The following is a 23,750-nucleotide window of genomic DNA, read 5'->3' as shown; positions in this document are numbered from 1 at the left end:
TATTCAATATTTGTTCCGAGTATTCGTTTTAACCAACCATCTTTTCAGCAATCTGCATGTCGCCGGATGGCGAATGAGTTTCTGCCGCAAACCATCCCGAACATACGACGGCAGCAATCGCAGCAACAATGAACAGTTTTTTCATCACATTCCCTCCACTTTTTTCATTTTTTCTTCCGCTTTAATCGCTTCCAAAAAGAAATGTGCGGCCTCTTTATAAAGAGACTTTGATCTGTAAACATTGGCCGTTAAGAGAGATAGTTCTCTGGCACTGTCGTATTGCTTTGCTTGAAAGAGGATTTCTATGTTGTCTTTGCAGTCTTTAACCGCCTGTTCACCACATCCAGCATAAGCCGCATATAAAAGATCGATTTTAGCGTCAAATATTTCATTCGCCGCAGATTGCGACCTTTCCTTCCCTTCTTTGTAAAAGGCTGCGGCGCGTTCATAGTCTCCGGTTTTAAACAGCTCTTTGATCATTAAAAACACGACATTGAAATAATAATCCGATGCAGCATATGCATGATCATTCAAAACGATGTCCAAAAATTGAATGCTCTTGTCCGATTTGTCCATCGCCGCATAAAGTAAGGCAAAATTATGAAGGAGCTGCATTTCTTTAAAATGGTCGCCGGCTTTTCTGACAGTATGGATTGCTTCTGTTAAATATTCTTCCGCCTCTGTATATTTCCCCATCTCAGTATAATTTCCGGCCATTGTAATATAAGTTGAGACAAGGCTCATGTCATGGTCGCCATGTCCTTTGAAAATTTCCATCGCCTGCCGGGTATGGTTTAAAGAGACGATATTCTGGCCCAAGTAATAGTAGAGCTTTCCGACTTTATCGTGAAATTGGGCAACTTCAATTTCATCATGTACATGAGCAAGCTTCTTCTCGGCAATTTTATAGAAGCTGATTGCCTGCTCATAATTTTTTTTATACACTTCATAAGCTCCTGAAAACAGGTAGTAGTAATAGGATGTCATATGTGATGCAGCACTGTCGCCGGCCGATACGTCGTGCTGCTCTATCTTTTTGCCTCTCGAATCGTAGAGCATAATTTTATGCCGCAGTTCCAGCAGGGAATAGTAGATCAAAACTTCCTGATCTTCCTCCATGTCTGCCAGCAGCGGTTTGATTTGTTCAAACAGCCTGATCGACTGTTCAGCATCGCTTCTTCTAATGGCGCGGTACCATGTATTGAGCATGTTGGCGACTTCTTCCGCGGCGATTTTGTTCATATGGAGCTCCTTTCTGCCGATATTCAATTTTTTTGTATTTTATTCATTTCTTATCATACTATATTTTTCCCCTTATATAAATTAATAGTAATAGTTCATTTTGCACAGTTTTTTTGAATCCCCCGCTATTTCTGCCCCTTCATTAGGTCAAATGACTCTTCAAGAAATGAGAAACCGGGACTGATAAGACAGCAAAAAGCACCCTTGCTGAAAGGGTGCTTTCATTGCTTTAATATAAATACGAACTTATCTAGGCATAAGCGAAGGTTCCGCTTGATGAATGATAATATTTCCACATCGCATATGAAGAACGCGGATCGAGAACATAAACCATCGGTGTATAACAGGATGTCTGACCCGGGAGCACTTTTCCGTTTCCTCCAGCTGAGCTGCCGCTCAGTTCTTTCCCGTCTTGTTTCTTTTCACATATGCATTTGCCTCCAAGCCTGAGCGCGCTGCTTTGTCCAGCGTCATTTTAGCCCATGCTGTTTTGCAGACGCAGCCCAATTTTTACACCGCGATCCCGAATTGTTTATTATTTGCATCTATCAGTCTGGCTGTCGCCTTTGTTATGCTGCTTGAATCACAATTACAGTGAAGAAGTCATAAGCTTTTACTGACTAATGATTTTTAGCTGCTTTATCAACAGAGGGCAAATTACTTTCATCTATTAAATATGTTGCAATCAATGCGATGACTAACAGAGCTGCTGCAAAATAAAATCCTATATTCATACTTCCTGTAGCGTCTGTAAGCCAGCCTGTAATATACGGAGCTAAAATGGAACCTAACATTCCAACAAAGTTGTAGAATCCAAATGCTGTACTTAATGATTGCTTTGGTGCATTATTAGCTACAACCGCAATTAAAACGGGATTAACGCTAATTTTCCCTACAATTCCATACACAATTAGTGTCATATACAGAATTGGTAAGCTATCAAAGTAAACAATTGCAGCTGTTGATAAAATACCAAACGGTAACATCATAAGCAATACTGGTTTACGCCGGCCTAGCTTATCTGACAGCCAACTAAAAAATAATGAACCTGGAATCGCGGCCCATGGAACAAGTGATGCAACAAAGGCGATATTTCCTCCGGTTAAACCGCGTGCTGTTTCTAAATAGTATGGCAACCAAGTAATAATCATAAAGAATCCGTAAATAGAGCAGAAAATAATAATATAAGCCAAAATTAAGTTTCTATTAAATAAAGATGAAAACTTAAACGGTTCAGCGGTGCTTTTAACCTCTTTATCATTTTTGGGTTTGTCTTTAATTACAATTGCCATTGCAATACCGATAAGTACAACCGGCACTCCGATAATAAAAAATGGAATTCTCCATCCGAATCCCCATTCTCCTACAACATAACTGGAGATATAATAGCCAATTGAAGTACCGAAAGCCATCCCTGCATTAATTACAGCACTACCTAATGTTAAACGGTTCTTCGGGATCATTTCGGATGATATTCCATATTGCGGCCCATAATATACCCCCTGAGCCATACCAACCATAAGCCATGCAGAGATAAATAGAAAAAATGTAGGCATCATTCCTGTAACTGCTGCTAGCGATCCAAATAGAATAACACCCGGAACCAACACTCGCTTTTTTCCAATTTTATCTCCTAATATTCCTGCAGGAACGTTCATACCTGCATAACCGATGAAAAATATACTCATAATTAAGCCAAGTTGTGCCTTGCTTAATGAAAACGCTGATTCAATATCCCCCATAATCGGGTTTAATATTGTTCGCGTTGCATAAAGAGCTACCCAACCGAAAAAAAATACGATAACAACTTTAACCCAATAGGGAATCAGTGGTTGTTTTCCTTTACCTTCAACTGATCCCGTCTCTTTTGTCATCAAACTTCCTCCTTCAACTTTTAAATGATCCTTATTTTCTACTCTTCCTTTGACTTTCGATTTAGACTTCATAGATTGTATCTTTTCGAAATCTGTCTGTGGTCATATCTGAAAAAAGGAGGAATTTTGGCTTTTTATCCTCCTTATGAACAACACGGATTGTCTTATTTTGTTATGCGTGTCCCCGCTTTTCCATCTAGCGCAGCTACCGCTTGATCCAATGAACAAATCATTGCCTCTTTACCTGACTTTGCAAATTCTATAGCCGCTTGGATCTTTGGCAGCATACTGCCAGCAGGAAATTGCCCTTCTGCCACATATTGTTCAGCTTCTTCTACTGTAATTCGGCTTAGTTTTTGCTCATTTTCTTTGCCAAAATTGATAAATACATTTGGTACGTCTGTCAACATCATGAAAACGTCAGCATTTACTTGTTGTGCAAGCTTTAATCCTGAACGATCTTTGTCTATAACTGCTTCAAGACCGTGTAATAGACCGCTCTCATCACGATATACAGGTATACCGCCGCCGCCAGAGGAGATAACAATCGTTTCATCAATTAAACGCCGAATCTCTTCTATTCCATGGATCACTTTCGGTTCCGGGGAAGGCACAACTCGTCTGTAGCCTCGCCCTGCATCTTCTGACATCGTAAACCCTTTCTCTTCTAATTGCTTCGCCTCTTCCTCTGAATAAAATACTCCTATTGGTTTCGTTGGTTTTTCAAATGCTTTGTCATCCTTGTCCACTTCGACCATGGTTAGAAATGTAGCTACATTCGCAGCAATGCCCCGTTCTTTCATATGGTTTTTCAAAGCTTTTTCCAGCATATAACCAATGAATCCCTGTGATTCTGCATTACAAGCATAGATTGGCAGTGGTTCAACGACATTTTTGGCAGCTTCGTTTTGAGCAATAATATTCCCCACTTGCGGACCATTGCCATGTGTAATCACAATTTTATGTCCTGCCTCTTTGATTTCAATCATATGACGTGTTGCAGAGATTACATTTTTGAGTTGATTGGCATAAGTTGCTTCTTGTTTTGGCTGTAAAATTGCATTACCTCCTAGTGCCAGTACTACTCTTTTCCCCATTTCTTTCACTCCTTTGTTAAAGCCATATAAATTCCGTATAAAGTATCCATCCCAGAAGAAGAACCTACTTTTATAAGGCTTTTCATACTTTTCAAAGATGGATCATGTTGTAATCTTGTAATTTTCGAACTAAATAAACCTTCTATAGCACAAGTTAAAAAGCGCGTGCTAACAAGGGTTGTTAAGGGTTTTCTAATGAGATTCCCCAATGTTTCGAGGTGGTTTTGGGCGATAAAAGAGTTGATGAAATGTCCATATAATATACCGACCAGTATATCGTCACCTGTTGGGGTTAAACCTTGGCCTCGTCCGATAAAGTAACGAAACTCCTCTTCCAAATTTTCAGTTGGATCGTGTAATTTATTTATCAAGTCCGACACATGAACTGATTCAAAATCAGTAGATTCATACGATTTAAATGAAATCTGTTTCATGTTTTCTTTTAATTTATTGATGTTTGCATGTTTAAAATCCGTATATAACGGAAGTATTTTGGCATTAAAATTGAGTTTAAAGCAGTTATGGGAAAGATGGTTATTGCGAACGTGTAATGAATCTCCCACCTCAAGACCTGCTTTTAATGTTTGCTTCGTTTGTGAACCAAGCAAAATTCCAAATGGAAAGGTCCCATTTTCATTTGTGCCGATAAATATCAATTCATCATTCTGATCAACAATATTTATACCTTTTTCAAAAATGCTGTGCACAGTAAATGTTTTTCCCTCAATTAATAGCTGAAGTGCGATTGAACCAATCGCACTTGCCTGTAAAATCATCCTTGAAAACCTAGTTTTTCAGCATATGCTGTGATTGCTTTCTCAAAACATTCGATTGGAGGATGAACTGTACCAGCACCAATTTGCCCATATCCGGCAATTTTATGTGCAATGCCTGTGTTGATTACCGGCGTGATGCCTGTTTCAACAACTTTACGTGCATCAATACCTAAACACGCACCTTTGAAGTCCCACGTCGGAATCACAAAGTTCGGATTTTCTCCAACACAGATCTCAGCCATTTGATTGCTTGTTTCAAGCGCATCATTAAATCCGCCTGTTCCAACAAAACGTGTTACTGCAGGGGCAGCAATCATTGCTACACCGCCAACACCGATTGTTTCTGTAATCGCTGAATCTCCGATATCTGTGTTTGCATCTTCCGCTGAGTAGCCGGTAAAATATAACCCTTGTGGTGTATGAACAGGTGCTGTAAACCACTCATCTCCCATACCTGCAATACGGATGCCAAAGTTTTCACCGTTTCGGCACATTGCGGTAACGACTGTACCATGTTTGATTGTACGCGCTGCATCCATCATTGCTTTTCCTGTCGCCATGGCAATGTTTAAGAAAAATTGGTCTGTATCAGCTAAAAATTGGATCACTTCTGTTCTTTGTTCGTTTTCAACATCATCTAATGCTGCAATTATTGGAGCAACTTCTTTTAAAAACACCAATGACGCTGCAATATTGCGCTGGTGAAATTCATCCCCCATTGCTATAGCTTTAGCCATCAATACATTAACATTTAAGCCTCCATCAATTTTTCTTAATGCCTTACTTAACACCGGACCCAACACATCTTTCATCCAGTGCAGGCGATTGATTACCTGCTCATGATAAGCACCGAAGCGTAATACTGCACCGATGCCTTCGTTCATTTGACAGTACGCCTCGTTGCCGCTCTCTTTGTTCACCACAACAAGAACCGGCATATTAGGTGATGTAATGCCTCCCATTGGTCCAACTGCATTCACATGATGACATGGAATAAATGTAATCTTATTGTTTTCAAGCAGTTCACGCGCTCCCTCTTCATCTTCTGCCCATCCTTCAAAAAGAATCGCTCCAACACAAGAGCCTTGCATAGGATCTGTCATATTTTCATATTTAATTGGAGGCCCGGCATGTAATAACACGTAATCTTCCAATTCAGGAATCACAGACTTGGCAGGTACAACATCCGTTAAGAATGGTTCAGCTGCTATGATCTTCTGGATAACAGCTTCGTTCGCTTCATTTATTGTTTTGTACCCCATTAGATTGTCTCTCCTTCATAGTAGTTTAGAAATTGAAGTACTTTCATTAACTTTTCATCACCGCCAGCAATTGGACGCCAGTTAAATTGAACACACTCTGATCCGCTGTTCTGAACAGCTGCTGTAAAACTTTTCAGCCCAATATTGATGACACTTGGCTTCTTGTTAATTAAGGACACAATTTTTTCGTCTACTGTTAAGTCTTCTTGGGTATGTTCAAATTTTTGTATATTAAGGACTGGCTGTTCCACTTTTCCTCGTGCCAGTTTAATCGCGGTACGAACCATTTGGTCGTTTGTCTCACAAATGATTGCACCACTTTCTTTTAAAGTTTCAATTTGCTTTTCATAACCTTGAGGATCTTTAGTTGTACCTACAACTGTTACAAGAACTGCAAGTTCGCGGCCTCCCTGATGTGCATTGGCTAACATACGTTTAATGGCTGGTGCTAATTCACTTGCCATATCATCATGACTGCCATAGCCAATAACGTTATCAATCATGATGACTGCTGTTTCAGGATCGTTTCCCGATGTTTCAAGCATTTCGATACGCTTTTCAGGATCAATCATCGGGTGCGGCTTCCCTTGGGTATACATATCATCGCCTAAGTCAATAATTTCATGATGTTTTGTTTTTAGGATATAGGCTTCTTTCTTCTCTTCAAGTACTTCCTCTTTAAATGCCTCTTTCAATAACATAGCTGCTTCAGATGCCAAAGTACCACCTGAGTAATAACCTTTAATACCAACTTGTGAATCTTTTAACGACACATTTACATCTTCAGCCAATGTCGGTTTAAAATTCGGTTTGTCACCATTGGATAATTGAACAGATACAACCGCTGCTTCTTCAAGTGTATACGCATGATAAATATTTTCTTCCTGATAAGTTGGTTGATCTCCTAAAAATAACGTAACAACCGGTTTTTCAATATTTCTTAATACGTTTAATACTTTTTGCTGCACTTCCTCTGCAGGCGGTTTAGAAATTACTGTAATCACTTTTACTTTTGGATCTTGGTTCAATGCTTTGATACTATCTAAAACCGTGATAGCACCAACCTCTGTCGATAAATCCCGACCACCTGTACCAATTGCGTTTGTTACACCTTTACCATAACGGTCAATGATGCTTGTCACTTCCTGAATCCCTGTACCTGATGCACCCACAACGCCAATATCTCCTTCATTCACGATATTTGTAAATGCAAGTGGCACGCCATGGATAATTCCGGTCCCGCAGTCTGGTCCCATTACTAATAATCCTTTTTCATGCGCCTTTTGTTTCAACTTAACCTCATCTTCTTTAGATACATTGTCGCTGAATACAAATACATGTAACCCTTCATTCAATGCATTTTCCGCTTCCATTGCTGCATACTGACCAGGAATGGAGATCAATGCCAAATTAGGGTTGTTCGCAAGTTCCATTGCGCGCTTCCAGTTATGTGCTTCTTGGCCTTTAGATGCGTCTTGTGAAGCGGCATCACCTTTTAAAGCTGCTTCTACTTCTTCTTTCACTGCCGCTACTTTTTCTTCTTGATTTGTATCTATAACGATAACAATGTCATTTGGATTTGCTTTTTCCAATTCATCTGTGCCTAAACCCGAAGATTTAAAAATATCTTTGTTAGCTGGTGTTCCCATCATGATCGATACTTTGTTTACACCATCTATTGCAGATAACTTGTTTGATAAAAGCATTAACACGATAGAATCTTGATAGGTGTTTTCTTTTATAATTGTGTATAACATAATGATCCTCCATTTTGTTATTCTGCAAATCTATTCTTTCCATGATAGCGATTGTAATGAACATCGCCTGAAACGAGGTAGTTATAAATATCGTCTACAATTTCAATTCCTTCTTTATCATATTTGGCACTTCTTAATTTACCGCGCTCACCCGGATAATAAATTTCTCCATAGCCTTCAGCTGCCGGTTGTGCTTTTAATTCATCGAGCATCGTCGAAATCTGTTGTTTAAAAGCAGTTAAATCTGTGAAGTATGCGGGATTGATAACAATATGAATTTGCCCTAAATCGCGGCCTTTTGTCAGATCTTGATACATGGAGGATACATGTACGCCATGAGGTACTCCAAGAAGACTGCCCGATAAAATATCCACCATCATCATCAATCCATAACCTTTTGGACCAGCAATTGGCACAAGTGCATGAACATCTCTTGCATTCGTTGTTGGTGCACCGGCTGCATCTACTGCCCATGTTTCCGGGATCGATTCATTTTTACTTCTGGCATCCAATACTTTTCCCCATGCCTGAACAGTTGTCGCCATATCAAATGTGATTATGCGTTCATCAGCCGATGGTACACTATAAGCAATCGGATTGGTGCCAAAGTATGGTTCTGTTCCTCCAAACGGTACGACCATTGGATCTGATTGGCACATACTTAAAGCAACCATGTCCTGTTCTGCTGCCATTTCAACAAAGTAACCCAATGCACCACTATGCGAAATATTCTTCATGCCTACAACAGCCACACCTGAATTTTTTGCCATTTCGATTGCTTTTTCCATCGCTTGTTTTGCTGCTTGGTGACCTGGACCATTATCTCCGCTAAAGACAGCGGATGCAGGTCCTGTTTGTTCAAATGTGTAGTTTGGGTTTGCTGTAATACCGCCTTTTGCGATTCGTTCGGCATAGTATTCCACACGTACTGCTCCATGGGAATGGATCCCTCTATGATCGGCGAATGTCAATACATCTGAAACATCGTGTGCGGCTCCTTCATTTAATCCAGCTTTGATTAGCTTCTGTTTGATTAAATGAAACAGCTCCTGTTTAGATACTCGCATCTGATTCTCCCCCTTCCATTACATGATTAGTAAATGTTGTCTGACTCTAAATAATCTAAAATTTCCTTTGTAACTGGGATACCTGTTTTTTTATACTGTTTCATCACATCTATTTGAATTTCACCGGGATAATACACTTTGTCAAATCCTTCAGCAGGCGGGTTATCATGTAATTCTTCAACCATTTGAGATATTTTTTCCAGGAATTGCTCCTTCCCGCCAAAGTATTCAGGATTGATCACGAGATGAAGCTGCCCTAAGCGACGGTACTCTGATAAATCTTTATACATGGAAGTGACATGCTTGCCAAATGGCAAGCCGAGTAAACTCCCCGATAAAATATCCACCATCATCATTAACCCGTATCCTTTAGGCCCAGCCATTGGTAATAATGCATTTACCTTAAACGGGTCTGTTGTTGGTGCTCCATTTTTATCAACTGCCCATGAGTCTGGAATAGATTTGTTTTTACTTCTTGCATCTAAGATTTTCCCCCAGGCTTGTACCGTTGTTGCCATATCAAACAGTATTGGACTGCCATCTTTTCGAGGCGCACTAAAAGCAATTGGGTTGGTGCCAAAGTACGGTTCGGTACCGCCAAATGGCACAACCATGGGATCAGATTGACATACTGTTAATGCCACCATACCTTCTAATGCTGCTTGACGTGCATAATAACCAATCGCACCACTGTGTCCCATTTCTTTTACACCGACAACACCGATACCTGATGTTTTTGCTAATTCGATTGCCTTTTTCATTGCTTGATAACTCACATAATGTCCTAACGCATTATCTCCATGGTAAATCCCTGATGCTGGACCCGTTTTTACGAAGCATAAGTCGGGGTTCAGGTTATATCCACCCTTTAATGTACGTTCGGAGTAGTATTGCATTCTCACTGCACCATGTGAGTGAACACCTCGTTCATCTGCAAAGATGAGTAAGTCAGCTGTTTTATCCGCATGTTCTTCAGGTAAGCCTGCTTTCACTAATTTATCTTTCATTAGCTGCCGGAGACGATTACTTTCTACATACACTAATGGTTCACTCATTAAAATTGCCCCTCTTTATAGATTAATATCTCTATTCGCATCCTTTGAATAAATATACGAGAATGGTTCATCTAAACCAATTGCATAGGTTGCTTGCGGCGTATAAGCTCCCATAAAAATATAGTCACCTTTGTCAACTGGCATCCACTCGTTGTCTAAGTTGTAAACACCTCGTCCACTTAATATATAAGCACCATGTTCTTGAACGTGCGTTTCAATGTAACCATGCGAAGCACCCGGCTTAAATGAAAGAATATGAATGTTCATGTCATATGCGATTTCTTTTGGCAGTAAATCTTGAATTAATACTTCTTTCATCCCTTCATAGGGTTCTTGTTTGATGTTATTCACATTACCTGTAACAATTTCTGGCGTATGTCCTTTAAGCGGCTGATAACGCTTTTTGTATAAAAACAAACGGCTGTCCTCACCATTATTATGATTATCAAACGTCAATTGTAAGTGTGGAGGTACATATAAGAATCCGCCTTTTGCCAATTCGTATTTTTTACCATCCGCAAAAGCGTTGATTTTACCATATTCAACGTACACAAATGATTGGATACCATCACCGGCAAAACCGGTTTTGTTTCCGCCCTTGTTTTTAACTGTTACCAAATAATCTACAAACCTTGCACCTAAACGCGGGGATCCTAAAATGGTTACATCACAATCTTCAAAGCCAGGTACAACATTATTAACCAAGCCATCGGGTGTAATTACCGCATAATTATCCTTTTTTATTACTGAACGTGTTTCTAATAAACCTTCTCTGTATCCTTGATTATGATTTAAGTAACTCATGAGTATCTGGCTCCTTTTCATTATTATTCCTTATAAGCTAGTTCAAACAATACATCTTTCAATACTTCAATCCCCTTCACAAGGTCTTCTATCTTCGTTTCTTCATTGGTATTGTGGCTGATTCCGCCAATAGAAGGTACAAACAACATTGCTGTAGGGACAAAATCCGCAAAAATTTGTGCATCATGACCTGCACCAGATGGCATCAATTTATAGCTGTCCCCCACATTATCCTTAGCTGCTTGTTCAATTATTTGAATGATTTCTTTATCCATCAATGACGGTGCTTCATCCATCCATAAATTAATGTCATAAGCCATGCTGTTTGCTTCTGCCACCGCTTTAACTTTATCTTCAATTTCTCTCGCAAAATCATTTAATAGTTGTTGATCAATATGACGACAGTCTATCGAAAAGGTAATTTCTCCAGGGACGACATTTACCGTGTTTGGAACAGGAGTGACATGTCCAAACGTTAATACAAGAGGCTCTCCAATTTCTCTAGCTCGTTTCGTTAAGTCTGTTACAATCTCACTATATGCAACAACTGTATCTCTTCGTAATGACATCGGTGTTGTGCCAGCATGGTTTGCTTCACCTTTCAAGTTAACTGAGTAACGTTTTTGACCGACAATCCCAGTTACAACACCAATCGCTTTATTTTCCGTCTCTAATACTTTCCCTTGTTCAATATGTACTTCAATAAATGCTTTAATATCGTCACGAACATCATCTGTTTTACGGTAATCAAAACCCGATTCGTGCATAGCATCTTCGAATTTAATTCCTTCAGCATCTTCTATTGTGTCAACATCCTCTTTTTTGGCTAGGTTAAAAAAGTTTTTACTTCCCCAAAATGTATATGGAAATCGGCTTCCTTCTTCTTCTGCGAGCGATAATACTTCTATTGTTCGTAATGGTTGACCATATTTTTCTTTTAAATATTTCACAGCAACCAGTGCAGATAAGATACCGAATTGTCCATCTAGATGACCGCCTTCAACAACTGTGTCGATATGTGATCCTGTTAAAATAGTTTCTTCAGAATATTTACTTCCAACAAGACGACCAGATAAGTTCCCAACATCATCAAAGCTTACTTCTAAACCTTCTTCCTTGAATGTTGCTTCCAGTTCGCGAACTGCATCAATCCATTCAGGAGAGTATAACAGCCGCGTAATTCCCCCTTTTTCTAAACCGCCAAATCTTGTGAATTTCTTATCCAACGTTTCAAAGGTTGATTGAATATCCATTCTTTTTCTCCCCCTCTCTTTTATTTACTTTCATCATAGAACCCTATTTACAACCATTCATTGACATAACCAACAATAATGGAAAAACATTTTATGCACTTTTAACAAAGACACCTTTTAATCAATTTACGGTATCTAAATAATGGGCTAATGCCAGATATAAAAAGAAACTGTTGGCTTTCGATTACATAAAAAAATACGCTTTATAACAAATTAAATTTGCATTGAATGTCTCCTAAAGAAAATCACAGATCGCTCGCTTCAAAAGAGCGAAACTTCTCTTTTGCCAATCAAATAAATAAGGTGCAAATAAAAAAATGACCCTATAAATCAATAAAAAACATTGATTTATAGGGTCATTTATCTGTTTCATTACATCATAAATGATATGCCAAGAGTCAGGATACATATTGATTAACAACTGTTGCTGTAATAGCGAAAGATTGTGATGAAGTCAACTTTGCCATGCTCACTTCAGCTGTATTAGCTGCCATAAGAAATGCTGATGACACACTGAATTTGCGAGTGTAACACAATCTCAGGTCGCCTTCACACCTTCCTATGCCTCAAATTCCTGACGGGATAGCTAGTCCGTCACTCAAGGAATAAATCTTCCTACTTTTTCATTTAAAATCCCTTTTTCTTTATCATAGATTTCGACACCGCGAAGGATTGTTTTCACTACCTGAGCACCAATTTTGCGGCCAATATATGGACTAATTTTGTGTCGATATGCTAAGTCCTCAGCCTTTAATTCATAAGGTGCATCTTTCTTAATAAATACGAAATCCGCATCTTTCCCTACTGCAATACTGCCTTTTGATGATAGATTAAAACGTTTCGCAGGGTTTGTAGCAATAATGTCTGCAAATTTGGATAATGACATATTACGTTTTTGCACACCCTCATCAAATAATACGTCAACATTATTTTGTACACCTGCGATACCCCCCCAAGCTTCAAATGCATTATCCGTAGCTTTTAAGTCTGGGGTACATGGTGAATGGTCTGATGTTACGAATGAAATATCTCCGTTTAATACCCGATTCCACATGCCTTCTAAGCGTGATTGTTCACGGATTGGCGGAGAACATTTTACAACTGGTCCGATATTATCCAGTTCTTCTTTATAGAAATATAAATAGTGTGTACATGTTTCGCATGTAATATCGACCCCTTCCTGTTGTGCTTTGACAATTTCATCTACGCCCTCTTCACAAGCTATATGAACGATGTGTACACGACATCCCGTTTCTTTCGCAAATAGAATTATTTTTCTAATCGGTTCTACTTCAGTAAATACGGGTCGAGAATCTACATAAGCACGTAATGAGGTTTCACCATTTTTAGATGCTATTTCCCCTAACTTGTCCGTAATTGCAGCATTTTCAGCGTGTACAGATAATATTTTGCCTGTCTTCGCAATTTGTTTCATACCTTCGTAGAGGGAATAGTCGTCTACATTCATGAAATCTCCTTCTATAGAACGGTCACCACATGTTGCTAAAAAACATTTATATGCAACAACACCATTGTTATCTAACTCTTGAATACCCCCATCCAAGTTAAATGGTACTAAACCTCCGTAACTCGCAACGTCTACAGATAATTTTCCTTTTCCAGCTTTAAATTTTTCTTGAATAGATTCCTCATCTACCGTTGCTGGCACTTGATTTAATGGCATTTCGATGATCGTTGTGACACCGCCTTTTGCAGAGGCACGTGTTCCTGTGTCATAGCCTTCCCATTCATCACGATAGCCGCCGCCCGGCTCTGTGATATGAACATGTGCATCAACCATACCCGGAGATACAATCGATCCTTTTGCATCGATAATTTTTGCACTTGTACCCAAATCCTGACCGATTGCTGCGATTTTGCCATCTTTAATCCCTACTTCGACTTCTTGTTCACCATTTTCCAGAATGACTAATCCATTTTTGATAATTGAATCAAAATTCATTAAAATCATCCTCCTCTTTTAATGGTTGGATATAAAATACTGCCTTTCGCAACCGCCAGCATTAATCCCCCGGGTAGCCAAACCACCAAAAATGCAAATCATTAAATTTAAGATAGCACTTATTTAATGTTTCACCGATAGCAAAGTTAATGATCAAGAATAATAAATGGCAACCCCGCCCCACTATCAATGAAAACGGGACGCCATATTTTGAACCTGTGTATCCGTTTGCAACAAGTCATAAGGCTATCCGACAAGTGATATCGTTGCTTGAAATGGTGATGTAAAACATCACCAACAGCTATATAATCCGGAATATTATGCACTAGTCCCACCCCCAACGTTAAAAAAAGTAAATGAGGATGAAATTCTTTGTTCAAGTGATCTTCGGCATGATATCTTTGTTATAATCACACTTTTCAAAAAACGAAGAATCATGTTCAAGCATTAATGATTCTCCTTTAATATTTTTAACTAAAGGATTATACGTATAATTACCTTCAAAAACAGTGTACGATCAGATTGAAAAGTTATCCTTGTAACATCTGACATATTTCATTTTTATTTTATCTTTTTCTAACAAAGATAAGGAGGCAGCCTTTATGACAACATTAAAAGAAATATTATCTGTACTACAATTTTCAGATTTAACATTGCTAAATGAGCAGGGCGATTTGGAACGAGTGGTAGAAATGGTTGATATTACAGAAACGCCTGATATTAAAAATTTTACAACGCCGCACTCACTTATCGTCACAACAGGAATGAGCTATCAGGATGATCAATCCGGACTAATCAGTCTTATTAGTGAGTTAAATGATATACAAGTTGCTGGTCTAGGTATCAAGCTATCCCGATTTTTAAAAAAATTAGATGATGAGGTTATTGCATTTGCAAACAAATTAAAATTCCCAATTATTGAAATTCCGGAAAGTTGGAATTTAGGATCCATTACTCATCATATATCGTCATTTATCCTGGATGAAGAAACAGAAAAATTACACTTCGCATTAGATATCCAACAAGAGTTAAATGCTATGCTTATGCAAGGGTTAAGCCTGAACATGATGATTGAACGTTTAAGTAGACTTATAAAGGTTCCTGTCATGCTGCTAAATTCTTTTCATCAAGTTGAGTCAGCGAGTCATCACTTTCATCAACACTCAGAACATGTTCAAAAAAACCTCAATTATTTCCGAAGATATTTAAATTCAGAGCAAATCGAACCAAATCACAATGGTGTTTTCCAGGAAGAATATGCTATATTTAAGGTTCCTGCATTTAAATATTTTCCGTATTATCTAATGATTTCAAATGTTAATTTGCTCAACTATCCGTTTAGTTTATTAACAATAGAACAAGCAGTTAACACACTTAGTCTCGCAATTTACAAAAATAGTAAAATCAAAGAAGCAGAGCAGCAGGATACGAACCATTTTTTTACATCTCTGATGTCCGAACATCCTGATAACCTTGTATCACTAACACAACACACCGACCTTTTAAAAAAATATCACATTCAACCCTCTAAATTCTACCAAGTGATGATTTGCGGGATAGACAAAGAAAAGAATGTAGAAAATAGCGCCTACTTAAATGAGCGATATCAGATGACTTTTGAGTGGTTAACGCATAAGTTTACTGGGATTGACCCTTCCATTAGTATATATATGTCTCAGGGTGAACGCAGATTTACGATACTTTTACAAAGAAGACATCATTATTATTTGGAATACTGCAGATATATCCAAAAAGAGTATCAGCTATTTTTTAATAGCTCCCTTTCATTTGGCATTGGTAATGAGGTCTCCGAGCTTTCACAATTACCACTGTCTTTTTTCGAAGCGAATGAGGCTTATGATAATAAATATGAACAAGGCGAAATAGAATTTGTAGAGCCCTATAAATCTAAAAGCGTAGAAGAATTATTACAACTCATTCCAACGAATAAATTAAAACCATTTATCATTTATACACTCGGTCCATTAGCTTATCCCCAAACAACGAAGGAAAAAGAACTAAGGTTTACGTTAAATGTCTATATGGCAAACCAATGTGATCTTACAAAGACCTCAGAGGATATTTTCATTCACCGTAATACTGTGAAATATCGTATTAAAAAATGCGAAGAAATATTAGGTCAATCTGTAGAATCTCCTGATACATCCCTGAGCATTCGATTAGCATTATTTGCTTCAGAGAAAATATCGTTGTAAATCAAAAGTAGAACCACCGGAAGTTTTCTTTTCTATTTATTTAGTTAGCTACTGTTTTATTCTGTCTTAACATAACCACAAGGAAAAATAGCAACGCTGCTGCTGCGAGAAGGATGGTTGCAATATAGAATGCTAATACTTGCGAGCCGGTTACATCACCAATATAACCAGTAAGTGTTGGTGCAATAACAGATGAGCTCATTCCAAAGAAGTTAAAGAGAGTTAATGCTCTGGCCACTCTATCTCCTGATACGGAATCAGATACATAGGTTATTAAAACTGGATCAATCGCAAGTTTACCTAATAAGCCATATAAAATTAATGCAATATACAGCACTGCAGGATTTGGTGCAAATACTGTCAAACTAATTGTGATTGCCGCAGCAATTAATAGAAATAAAATTAAACGCAGACGCAAATGTGCATGTTTGTCTATGTATTTAGTAAATATCAAAGCACCAGGCACTGCAGTGACTGCAACTAGTGCAGCTACATATCCTACTGAGCCTTGAGCAAATCCTTTTTCTGCTACAAGGAAGGATGGCAGCCAAGTGACAATCATATAATAGCCATAGCATGTTGCAAAATACACAAAATATACAACTAATTGTCTTGGAGAAAATAAGCTTTCATTTAGAATCTCTGTGCTTTGTACGGCGTCTTTCTTCTCTTCAGCCACTTCCTTGTCTGATGTTTTATCTTGTTTAATAAACAACACAAACACAAATGTTACAGCTACGATAACGATAGCTGTTATAAAAAGCATATAATTCCATTGAATTTCAAAACCGCCTACTAAAACCGATGATCCGATTAGTCCAATTACCATTCCTAATGCTGATCCGCTATTTATTATCGCATTGGAAAAGCTTTTTTTATCTTTTGGCGTATGTTTGGCTGATAAGGAAAAGGCTGCACCGTAATATGAACCAGTCGAAATACCAGCCAATAACGAACCAATGTATACTTGCATGATAGTTGAACTTGTGCCAATTACAAATGCAGCCAGCGCAAAGACGATAAATGCAGGAATTAACACCTTTTTCTGTCCAAATTTATCGACAAGTGCTCCTGACGGAATTTGCATACCCGTATAGGCAAAGAAATAAATAGAAGCAACCAACCCCATTTGTGTATCACTAATATGTCCTAATGATTCTTGAATCTGTGGATATATTGGCGTAAGGATTGTACGATAAATCCAAATAGCTACCCACCCTAAACACAATGCAATAATGATCTTTTTGTAATAATCGGGGTCATGTTTCTTTGTTTTTTCCACGGTATGACACGCTCCCTTTTTATTATTTAATTAAATTGTAGGTTATAAGCCAGTCAATAACATTGTTCACTTTCAACAAAAACAAAAGTAACATTATACATTTTAGACAAAAGGCATCTGCTTAAAAATATCAATGAAAGATTCATCGATAGAAGCTAGTCCTATTTTTCCCAGCTCTCTCATTTCTATAAAAGCAATCAGGTAAAAAAGATGGCTCTTTTTTTAAACAAACCTACAATTTATTAAAAAAAGCACTTCCCAAATAAACAGGAAGGCTCCCCAAACGTTGATATAGCAGCGTTCTTAACATTTCAAGAACTGAGTTGCACGACGGGCGCCCTTAAGATCGGCTTTCTTTCTCTTTGAAAATTCAAAAATTCTCCGATATATATAGCGAATGCCGCTAAATAAGGAGGAGAGCCGGATGAGAAAGTTATGGAAAATCGCGGTGTCCGCTGCAATGTTCGTCGGTTTTTCCGCAAATTCACCCCGCATTCAAGCGGAAAGCAATAAGCAGGAAAACGAAGTCATTGTCGTATATAAAAATGCCAGCGGAAAAGAAAACGTCATCGAACAAGCAGACACGGTAGAACACGTTTACCGGCACATTCCCGCAGCTGCTGTTACTGCGGACGACAAAACAGTGCGGGAACTTGAACAAGATCCCGACGTCCTGTATGTCGAAGACAACCTCCCGGTAGCTGCTGCCGACAGCACCGTTCTAAAAGCTGTCTCCAGCAGCACAGCGCAAACCGCCTCCGCGTTTTCACAGTGGAACATCAAGCCGATTCAAGCCGCACTGGCTTGGAATAAAGGTTTGACAGGGAAACAGGTGAAAATTGCGGTTATTGACAGCGGGATTTCCCCCCATGAAGAGCTGTCAATCGCAGGCGGTGCATCGATGGTCGGCTATACCGCTTCATACCGTGATGATAACGGCCACGGAACTCATGTTGCCGGAATCATCGGAGCGAAGCATAACGGACGGGGGATCGACGGCATCGCGCCCGGCGCGCAGCTGTATGCCGTAAAAGCGCTGGACCGGAATGGTTCGGGGGATCTGAAAGGCATCTTACAAGGCATCGATTGGTCGATCCAGCACGGAATCGATATCATCAATATGAGCCTCGTCGTTTCAGGCGACAGTCAAGTTCTCCACGATGCAGTAGATAGAGCATACAAACGGGGAATGATTTTAGTCGGTGCAAGCGGAAATGCCGGAAACGGAAAATCCGTTTATTACCCGGCCGCCTACAGCAGCGTCATTGCCGTCTCGGCCACCAACGAAAAAAATCAGATCGCCTCATTTTCCAACACCGGCAGCGCCGTCGAGTTTGCCGCTCCCGGCACATCGATTATCAGTACATCTTCCGACCGCGGCTATGCAATTGGAAGCGGCACTTCACAGGCAACGCCGCACGTCACCGGAATGTTTGCTCTTTTGAAACAGCTGTACCCAACCGCTTCAAATGCTGAGCTGCGCAAGAAAATGCAGATTTATACAAGCGACTTGGGCGCTCCCGGCCGTGATCATTTGTTCGGCTATGGATTAATCCGCTTCAAAGAGATCACACAGCCGTTGGAGAAAGCGCAAAAAGCAGTCGGACAAGCGGAAAAGACAAAGAAAAAAGCGGACATTCAAACCGCGCAAAAAGCGATCGAACCGCTGCCTGCAAACGCCGATAAAACCGCTTTGAAAAAGAGGCTCGATGCTGTTAAAGAGCAGCTTAAAAAGACAGCCGAAAGCAAAGTAAAACTCGCAGAGAAGCAAAAAAAGAAAACCAATGCCGACGCAGCCCAAAAAGCGGTCAATGAACTCGACAGCGGTACTTTCAAAACGAATTTGCAAAAACGGATCAACGCGGTCCGCTCAAGCCTCTTGAACACCGCAAAGCAGGCCGTTGCAAAAGCTGAAAAAGCGGCCACAGACTCAAACCTCGGCAAAGCGCAAAAAGCGATTAATGAGCTGCCTGCCGGAAAAGACAAATCAAATCTGCAAAAAAAGCTGAACACCGCGAAAAAGCAAGCCGCGTCAGCCTATAACAAAAAAGTGGCAGCGGCGAAAGCCAAAGTTAAAACGGCCGAACAAAAGAGAACGAAAAAAACAAAATCGGCAGCGCAATCAGCGGTCAGCAAGCTGAAAGCATCCGCCGAAAAAACGAAGCTGCAAAAACGAATCAATGCGATCAAACTGAAATAGCAAGAAAAGCCCGGAATCCCGGGCTTTTCTTGCAAATACGTCTTTTTTGATGCTGTTCTGCTCGGACACGACAATTGTGACATCGTATTCCTTTCGGCCGGCCGCTTGCTTTCCGCCGCATTCTCCAATCACTTTTTATCAATTCTTTCCGTCACAATCCCGACGATGTCCCGGTCTGAAACAAAGCCGAAATGGCGGCTGTCAAAGCTGTGGATCCGGTTGTCCCCGAGGACGAAGTACTCATTTTCAGGCACCTTTTCCTCTCCGGTCACTTCCTTCAGCGTAAAATCCCCTGTCAAGTCCCCTCCGGCAGTGACGGCCTTTAAATCGTCCAGATAAGGCTCTTTGATCTTTTCTTCGTTGATATACAGCTGATCATCTTCATACCGGAGGGTTTCGCCCGGAAGCCCGATCACCCTTTTAATGAATATATCTTTGTCAGGTCCTTTAAACAGCACGATGTCAAATCGGCTGATCGTTTTAAAGTGGTGGGCGAACCTGTTGATCAAAAGTTCGTTGCCCTCCTGAAAGGTCGGATTCATGCTGACGCCTTCTACTTTATATTCAATGAAAACGGCATTTTTGACCTGAATTCCGACGACGATGACAAGCAGCACCCCGGCTATGACCAAAAAACGCTTTTTCAATTCTGTGTCCCCCTAGTCTTTCTCTCTCTGGCTGAATCTCACGTTCAGACGATGTTCAACCCGTTTTCCGGCGTACCATAAGATCAGCATGACGATGATCACGGCAGCTGTCCGCAAAGGCTGGGTAAAAAGCGCCTTCAGATCATGGCCGACAAAGCTCACCATAAAAATCATCACGAACTTGCCGCAAAGCACCGCCAGTGAAAAAGGCAGCAGGCTGACTCTCGAAAGTCCTGCCACAACATTTACCGCCGCCGAAGGCGTGAATGGAAAGCAAAGCAGGAGAAACAGCGGACCGAAGCCCCGTTTTTCCACCCAGATCATCAGTTTTTTTACGGATGGATGCCTGCGGATAAAACCGAGTGCTCTTTGCTGGCCGAAATGGCGGATAAAAAGAAAAACTGCTATAGAGCCTAAAGATGCCCCGATCCACGTCAACAAGAACCCCTGCCATAAACCGAACGAATTTACATTGGCGACAACAAACACGAGCAGGGGTAAAAACGGGAGCAGCGCTTCAATAAACGGCAGCAGAACGGCTACAAAAGGACCAAAAGCCCTGTAGCTCTGAAAAAACTCTGTTAAATTCTCTTCTGTAAAATAGCTGAATAATTGCTCCAACATTGATTCTCCTCAGGGCGGTTGTCTACTTCTATTCTACACTTTAAATCAAAAACTTTAAATCATCCGTCTCGGTGTTTTCTGTATTAGTCTGAAACAACTTGATCATTTTAGTCATTTTTTCCCGTTCTTGATTAAAAGGCCGTCTTTCGTGTAAAATAAAAACAGAACAAACGTTCCTTATCAATAAAAGAAATGAGGAGAAAAGCCATGACAAGAATTCCCGCTGAAGCCAGGGATATGATTGAAAAGGCGATTTACCTCCCGATGACCGTCAGCATATTAAACCGGGACATGAAAATCATCCAGCAGGGGCCATTCAAGCTGAAAGACCCCTATCAGCGTCTGATCGAACAGGCGTTAAAGCTTGCCCAGCGCGATCTGTACGACGTGAAAAATGAACTGCGCCGGCGGAAAATCAAGGTGCACGAAGTGTCACGGGACGAAGCCTTTACGATGTACTCCTTTATATATGAAGGATACGAAGAAGAGCATAACTATTTTAATCCCCGCATCCGCAATCAGGTATCCGCGCTTCTTGAGTACTATTTATTCAAAGCCGCTCCCGATCAATAGCGCTTTTTCAGCTCCCTGAGGATGAATTCGTATATCAGCTGATTCCGGTCTTCCTTCGGATAGAGCATAAATTCCTGTTTCTTCTGCATGGCGTTTCCTTCAATCCGGTCGATAAATTTTGTTCTCAGCCATGCCGTTCGGTAAACCTGGTTTTCAAAAGATGTGATGGATACGGGCAGCTCCAGCGTTTCCCCGTTGACAAACGTGACAAACGTGTTGTCATACTTTGCCGCGCAAAACTCGTGAACATGCGCATGGGAAAGCCACCCGCACTGAGGACGAGTTGAGGAAAATGTGGGAAAAAGAAAAATATTGTTTGAGTGATCCACCATGATCGGCGGTTTATGGGAAACTTTAATGACCTCATATGTGCCCGCTTTTCTCCCCGCATAGCTCGACCCGAAATAGCGGCAGCTTCTTTCGATGATCTGAAACGGCTTCATATTGACGCGGAAAGTCCTGTCAGCCTCGAGTATTTTTGAGGCGGGTTTCTCCCCCTCTCCCAGAGGCAGGACAGCCATTGTCGAACTGTTTACTTCATACGTATCTTTTGTCATATCCTCTGTGCTCATCATGATCCTCCTAATCGTTAGTAAATTTATACTATTAATCTAACATTATCCTTTACAAAACGACAGGATTTTTTCCAATTAATTTGAAAATATGTTTTTAAAATGCCATTTTTATGTTTTGTTCGATTAAATCCGTGTTTCTTTGTCCAAATATACAAACTTTTATTCTCATAAACACGCATCTTCGAATAATTATCTAAAAATTATAAATACTTATTGATTTTTTGTTGTGTAATCCATATACTATAAAAAAGGCATCAGGGGGAATCTTTATGAAAGAGAAAAAGTCGTACGCTGAGCTCATGAAGTCCCGCAATACCCAAAAGGTGAAAGAACTTGATGTAACCATCACGGATATCTACATTCAAATGGTCCTTGATGAATCGCTTTTTAAACGGCGTTTGCACACGCTGAACAAGAAGATTAATGAAGCATTAGACAAAGGAGATAAGCAATCTTTCCTTGAGCTTTCAAGAGAATATACAGCGCTGAAAAAGCACGCATAACGGCCAATCCCTCCCGGATTGGCTTTTTTACGCGGAAAAAGCCGGCTTATGAAATAGTCCCGGCCTTTTTATCCGTTAATAATCGTTCCGCCGTTGACATGGAGCACTTGGCCCGTCATGTAGGAAGAATCGTCGCTGGCTAGAAACAAATAGCTCGGCGCCACTTCAGCAGGCTGTCCGGGCCGTTCCATCGGCGTTGTTGAACCGAATATTTCGACCTCTCTCTCCGTAAACGTCGACGGGATCAGCGGCGTCCAAATCGGACCCGGCGCCACCCCGTTCACACGGATGCCCTGATCGACAAGCGACAAAGCGAGCGAACGCGTAAATGATGTAATCGCTCCTTTCGTCGAAGAATAATCGATCAGCCTTTCATTGCCGGCATAAGCCGTAATCGAAGTGGTATTGATGATTGAGCTGCCTTTTTTCAAATGCGGCAGCACAGCTTTTGTCAAATAAAACATTGAAAAAATATTCGTCTGAAACGTTCGGATCAACTGATGGCTTGTAATTTTTTCGATTCCCTTTTGCGGATGCTGTTCAGCCGCATTATTGACGAGTATATCGATCGTTGGGAATGCTTCCTTTGCCTGGCGCACAATATCGTTGCAAAAAGCCTCGTCTCCGATGTCTCCTGCGATCAGCTTGCATCCGACCCCTTCTTTTTCCACATACCCCTTTGTTTCTTCTGCATCGCGGTGTTCATTTAAGTAGACAATGACAATGTTCGCGCCTTCCTTCGCAAACAAAACGGATACGGCACGGCCGATTCCGCTGTCTCCTCCCGTAATAATCGCGGTTTTCCCGGCCAGTTTCCGCTCTCGTTTCGGCCGGTCAAAAACGGGCCGGGGATCCATCAAATACTCCAATCCCGGACGCTGCGTTTGGTGCTGGGGAGGCAGTACTTTCTTCGGCTGCTTGCTCAAAACGATTCCCTCCTTCACATCGATTCAACCTTACTATTTTATGAAAACGCCCCT

22 protein-coding genes are annotated in these 23,750 nt (G+C 40.4%); 4 read left to right on the top strand and 18 right to left on the bottom strand.

From position 1 onward, the window contains the following. Positions 1-28: 28 nt before the first annotated feature. From CP943_RS06285 to allB, 13 genes are all read right to left on the bottom strand, one after another. Entirely contained in the window at positions 29-145 is a 117-nt protein-coding gene (locus CP943_RS06285; protein ID WP_020450851.1) for a hypothetical protein, read from the bottom strand. Further along, positions 145-1,242: a Rap family tetratricopeptide repeat protein gene (locus tag CP943_RS06280; protein WP_105980862.1), complete on the bottom strand. Its 1,098-nt coding sequence runs from the start codon at positions 1,240-1,242 to the stop codon at positions 145-147. Before CP943_RS06280 ends, CP943_RS06285 begins: the two co-directional genes overlap by 1 nt. Positions 1,243-1,492: 250 nt before the next feature. Beyond that, entirely contained in the window at positions 1,493-1,609 is a 117-nt protein-coding gene (locus CP943_RS22620; protein WP_234026564.1) for a DUF2690 domain-containing protein, read from the bottom strand. Between the two features lie 253 nt (positions 1,610-1,862). Then, entirely contained in the window at positions 1,863-3,116 is a 1,254-nt protein-coding gene (locus CP943_RS06270) for an MFS transporter (RefSeq protein ID WP_035339036.1), read from the bottom strand. A gap of 164 nt (positions 3,117-3,280) precedes the next feature. Continuing rightward, a complete protein-coding gene (gene arcC, locus CP943_RS06265; protein ID WP_020450847.1) occupies positions 3,281-4,213 on the bottom strand; it encodes a carbamate kinase in 933 nt (310 codons plus the stop codon). 5 nt (positions 4,214-4,218) lie between these two features. After that, on the bottom strand, positions 4,219-4,989 hold the full coding sequence (locus CP943_RS06260) for an oxamate carbamoyltransferase subunit AllH family protein (protein ID WP_075212922.1): 771 nt from the start codon (positions 4,987-4,989) through the stop codon (positions 4,219-4,221). Then, positions 4,986-6,251, bottom strand: a complete 1,266-nt coding sequence (locus tag CP943_RS06255) for a YlbE family protein (protein ID WP_023856588.1) — start codon at positions 6,249-6,251, stop codon at positions 4,986-4,988. The genes CP943_RS06260 and CP943_RS06255 overlap by 4 nt, the downstream gene beginning before the upstream one ends. Continuing rightward, positions 6,251-8,008 (bottom strand): acyl-CoA synthetase FdrA, encoded by a 1,758-nt coding sequence (locus CP943_RS06250; protein WP_105980861.1) that lies wholly within the window; start codon positions 8,006-8,008, stop codon positions 6,251-6,253. The genes CP943_RS06255 and CP943_RS06250 overlap by 1 nt, the downstream gene beginning before the upstream one ends. Before the next feature lie 17 nt (positions 8,009-8,025). Further along, on the bottom strand, positions 8,026-9,075 hold the full coding sequence (gene allD, locus CP943_RS06245) for an ureidoglycolate dehydrogenase (RefSeq protein ID WP_020450843.1): 1,050 nt from the start codon (positions 9,073-9,075) through the stop codon (positions 8,026-8,028). A gap of 26 nt (positions 9,076-9,101) precedes the next feature. Beyond that, positions 9,102-10,130, bottom strand: a complete 1,029-nt coding sequence (gene allD / locus CP943_RS06240; RefSeq protein ID WP_105980860.1) for an ureidoglycolate dehydrogenase — start codon at positions 10,128-10,130, stop codon at positions 9,102-9,104. 15 nt (positions 10,131-10,145) lie between these two features. Next, positions 10,146-10,934, bottom strand: coding sequence for a (S)-ureidoglycine aminohydrolase (gene allE / locus CP943_RS06235; protein WP_020450841.1), 789 nt, complete (start codon positions 10,932-10,934; stop codon positions 10,146-10,148). A gap of 23 nt (positions 10,935-10,957) precedes the next feature. Continuing rightward, a complete protein-coding gene (gene allC / locus CP943_RS06230) occupies positions 10,958-12,187 on the bottom strand; it encodes an allantoate deiminase (protein WP_020450840.1) in 1,230 nt (409 codons plus the stop codon). A gap of 598 nt (positions 12,188-12,785) precedes the next feature. After that, a complete protein-coding gene (gene allB / locus CP943_RS06225) occupies positions 12,786-14,150 on the bottom strand; it encodes an allantoinase AllB (protein ID WP_105980859.1) in 1,365 nt (454 codons plus the stop codon). A gap of 602 nt (positions 14,151-14,752) precedes the next feature. Between allB and CP943_RS06220 the strand changes: the two genes are divergently transcribed. Further along, on the top strand, positions 14,753-16,366 hold the full coding sequence (locus CP943_RS06220; protein ID WP_020450835.1) for a PucR family transcriptional regulator: 1,614 nt from the start codon (positions 14,753-14,755) through the stop codon (positions 16,364-16,366). 40 nt (positions 16,367-16,406) lie between these two features. Here CP943_RS06220 and CP943_RS06215 read toward each other — a convergent pair whose 3' ends face one another. Continuing rightward, complete coding sequence (locus CP943_RS06215; protein ID WP_020450834.1) at positions 16,407-17,648, bottom strand: MFS transporter; 1,242 nt, start codon at positions 17,646-17,648, stop codon at positions 16,407-16,409. Between the two features lie 424 nt (positions 17,649-18,072). Between CP943_RS06215 and CP943_RS06210 the strand changes: the two genes are divergently transcribed. Next, entirely contained in the window at positions 18,073-19,848 is a 1,776-nt protein-coding gene (locus CP943_RS06210) for a S8 family peptidase (RefSeq protein WP_105980858.1), read from the top strand. Positions 19,849-19,976: 128 nt separating this feature from the next. On the opposite strand, the gene lepB is transcribed toward CP943_RS06210, so the two are convergent. Continuing rightward, the gene (gene lepB / locus CP943_RS06200) at positions 19,977-20,495 is read right to left on the bottom strand and encodes a signal peptidase I (RefSeq protein ID WP_020450832.1); all 519 of its coding nucleotides are present in this window, start codon (positions 20,493-20,495) and stop codon (positions 19,977-19,979) included. Positions 20,496-20,507: 12 nt separating this feature from the next. Further along, entirely contained in the window at positions 20,508-21,119 is a 612-nt protein-coding gene (locus tag CP943_RS06195; RefSeq protein ID WP_020450831.1) for a TVP38/TMEM64 family protein, read from the bottom strand. A gap of 207 nt (positions 21,120-21,326) precedes the next feature. Here CP943_RS06195 and CP943_RS06190 point away from each other — a divergent pair, with 207 nt between their 5' ends. Then, positions 21,327-21,692, top strand: a complete 366-nt coding sequence (locus CP943_RS06190; protein ID WP_105980857.1) for a YhjD family protein — start codon at positions 21,327-21,329, stop codon at positions 21,690-21,692. Here the strand turns inward: CP943_RS06190 and CP943_RS06185 are convergent. Beyond that, positions 21,686-22,264, bottom strand: a complete 579-nt coding sequence (locus CP943_RS06185) for a competence protein ComK (RefSeq protein ID WP_096747985.1) — start codon at positions 22,262-22,264, stop codon at positions 21,686-21,688. The two genes, CP943_RS06190 and CP943_RS06185, sit on opposite strands and share 7 nt — an antisense overlap. A gap of 272 nt (positions 22,265-22,536) precedes the next feature. On the opposite strand from CP943_RS06185, the gene CP943_RS06180 reads away from it, so the two are divergent. Continuing rightward, positions 22,537-22,770: an IDEAL domain-containing protein gene (locus tag CP943_RS06180; protein WP_020450828.1), complete on the top strand. Its 234-nt coding sequence runs from the start codon at positions 22,537-22,539 to the stop codon at positions 22,768-22,770. 68 nt (positions 22,771-22,838) lie between these two features. Here CP943_RS06180 and CP943_RS06175 read toward each other — a convergent pair whose 3' ends face one another. Next, positions 22,839-23,696, bottom strand: coding sequence for an SDR family oxidoreductase (locus CP943_RS06175; RefSeq protein ID WP_020450827.1), 858 nt, complete (start codon positions 23,694-23,696; stop codon positions 22,839-22,841). Positions 23,697-23,750: the final 54 nt, after the last annotated feature.

Source organism: Bacillus paralicheniformis (assembly GCF_002993925.1).
Taxonomy (GTDB): Bacteria; Bacillota; Bacilli; order Bacillales; family Bacillaceae; genus Bacillus; species Bacillus paralicheniformis.
This window is presented reverse-complemented; position numbering and strand designations above follow the sequence as displayed.

What these genes read in the sequence shown, in the direction of transcription:
- allC (WP_020450840.1), bottom strand. Translation starts at nt 12,187, where the DNA reads ATGGATATTCAATCAACCTTTGAAACGTTGGATAAGAAATTCACAAGA.
- CP943_RS06180 (WP_020450828.1), top strand. Translation starts at nt 22,537, where the DNA reads ATGAAAGAGAAAAAGTCGTACGCTGAGCTCATGAAGTCCCGCAATACC.
- CP943_RS06195 (WP_020450831.1), bottom strand. Translation starts at nt 21,119, where the DNA reads ATGTTGGAGCAATTATTCAGCTATTTTACAGAAGAGAATTTAACAGAG.
- CP943_RS06220 (WP_020450835.1), top strand. Translation starts at nt 14,753, where the DNA reads ATGACAACATTAAAAGAAATATTATCTGTACTACAATTTTCAGATTTA.
- CP943_RS06185 (WP_096747985.1), bottom strand. Translation starts at nt 22,264, where the DNA reads ATGAGCACAGAGGATATGACAAAAGATACGTATGAAGTAAACAGTTCG.
- allD (WP_020450843.1), bottom strand. Translation starts at nt 9,075, where the DNA reads ATGCGAGTATCTAAACAGGAGCTGTTTCATTTAATCAAACAGAAGCTA.
- CP943_RS06260 (WP_075212922.1), bottom strand. Translation starts at nt 4,989, where the DNA reads ATGATTTTACAGGCAAGTGCGATTGGTTCAATCGCACTTCAGCTATTA.
- CP943_RS06270 (WP_035339036.1), bottom strand. Translation starts at nt 3,116, where the DNA reads ATGACAAAAGAGACGGGATCAGTTGAAGGTAAAGGAAAACAACCACTG.
- CP943_RS06255 (WP_023856588.1), bottom strand. Translation starts at nt 6,251, where the DNA reads ATGGGGTACAAAACAATAAATGAAGCGAACGAAGCTGTTATCCAGAAG.
- CP943_RS06210 (WP_105980858.1), top strand. Translation starts at nt 18,073, where the DNA reads ATGAGAAAGTTATGGAAAATCGCGGTGTCCGCTGCAATGTTCGTCGGT.
- CP943_RS06190 (WP_105980857.1), top strand. Translation starts at nt 21,327, where the DNA reads ATGACAAGAATTCCCGCTGAAGCCAGGGATATGATTGAAAAGGCGATT.
- allB (WP_105980859.1), bottom strand. Translation starts at nt 14,150, where the DNA reads ATGAATTTTGATTCAATTATCAAAAATGGATTAGTCATTCTGGAAAAT.
- CP943_RS06250 (WP_105980861.1), bottom strand. Translation starts at nt 8,008, where the DNA reads ATGTTATACACAATTATAAAAGAAAACACCTATCAAGATTCTATCGTG.
- arcC (WP_020450847.1), bottom strand. Translation starts at nt 4,213, where the DNA reads ATGGGGAAAAGAGTAGTACTGGCACTAGGAGGTAATGCAATTTTACAG.
- CP943_RS06285 (WP_020450851.1), bottom strand. Translation starts at nt 145, where the DNA reads ATGAAAAAACTGTTCATTGTTGCTGCGATTGCTGCCGTCGTATGTTCG.
- allE (WP_020450841.1), bottom strand. Translation starts at nt 10,934, where the DNA reads ATGAGTTACTTAAATCATAATCAAGGATACAGAGAAGGTTTATTAGAA.
- allD (WP_105980860.1), bottom strand. Translation starts at nt 10,130, where the DNA reads ATGAGTGAACCATTAGTGTATGTAGAAAGTAATCGTCTCCGGCAGCTA.
- CP943_RS06280 (WP_105980862.1), bottom strand. Translation starts at nt 1,242, where the DNA reads ATGAACAAAATCGCCGCGGAAGAAGTCGCCAACATGCTCAATACATGG.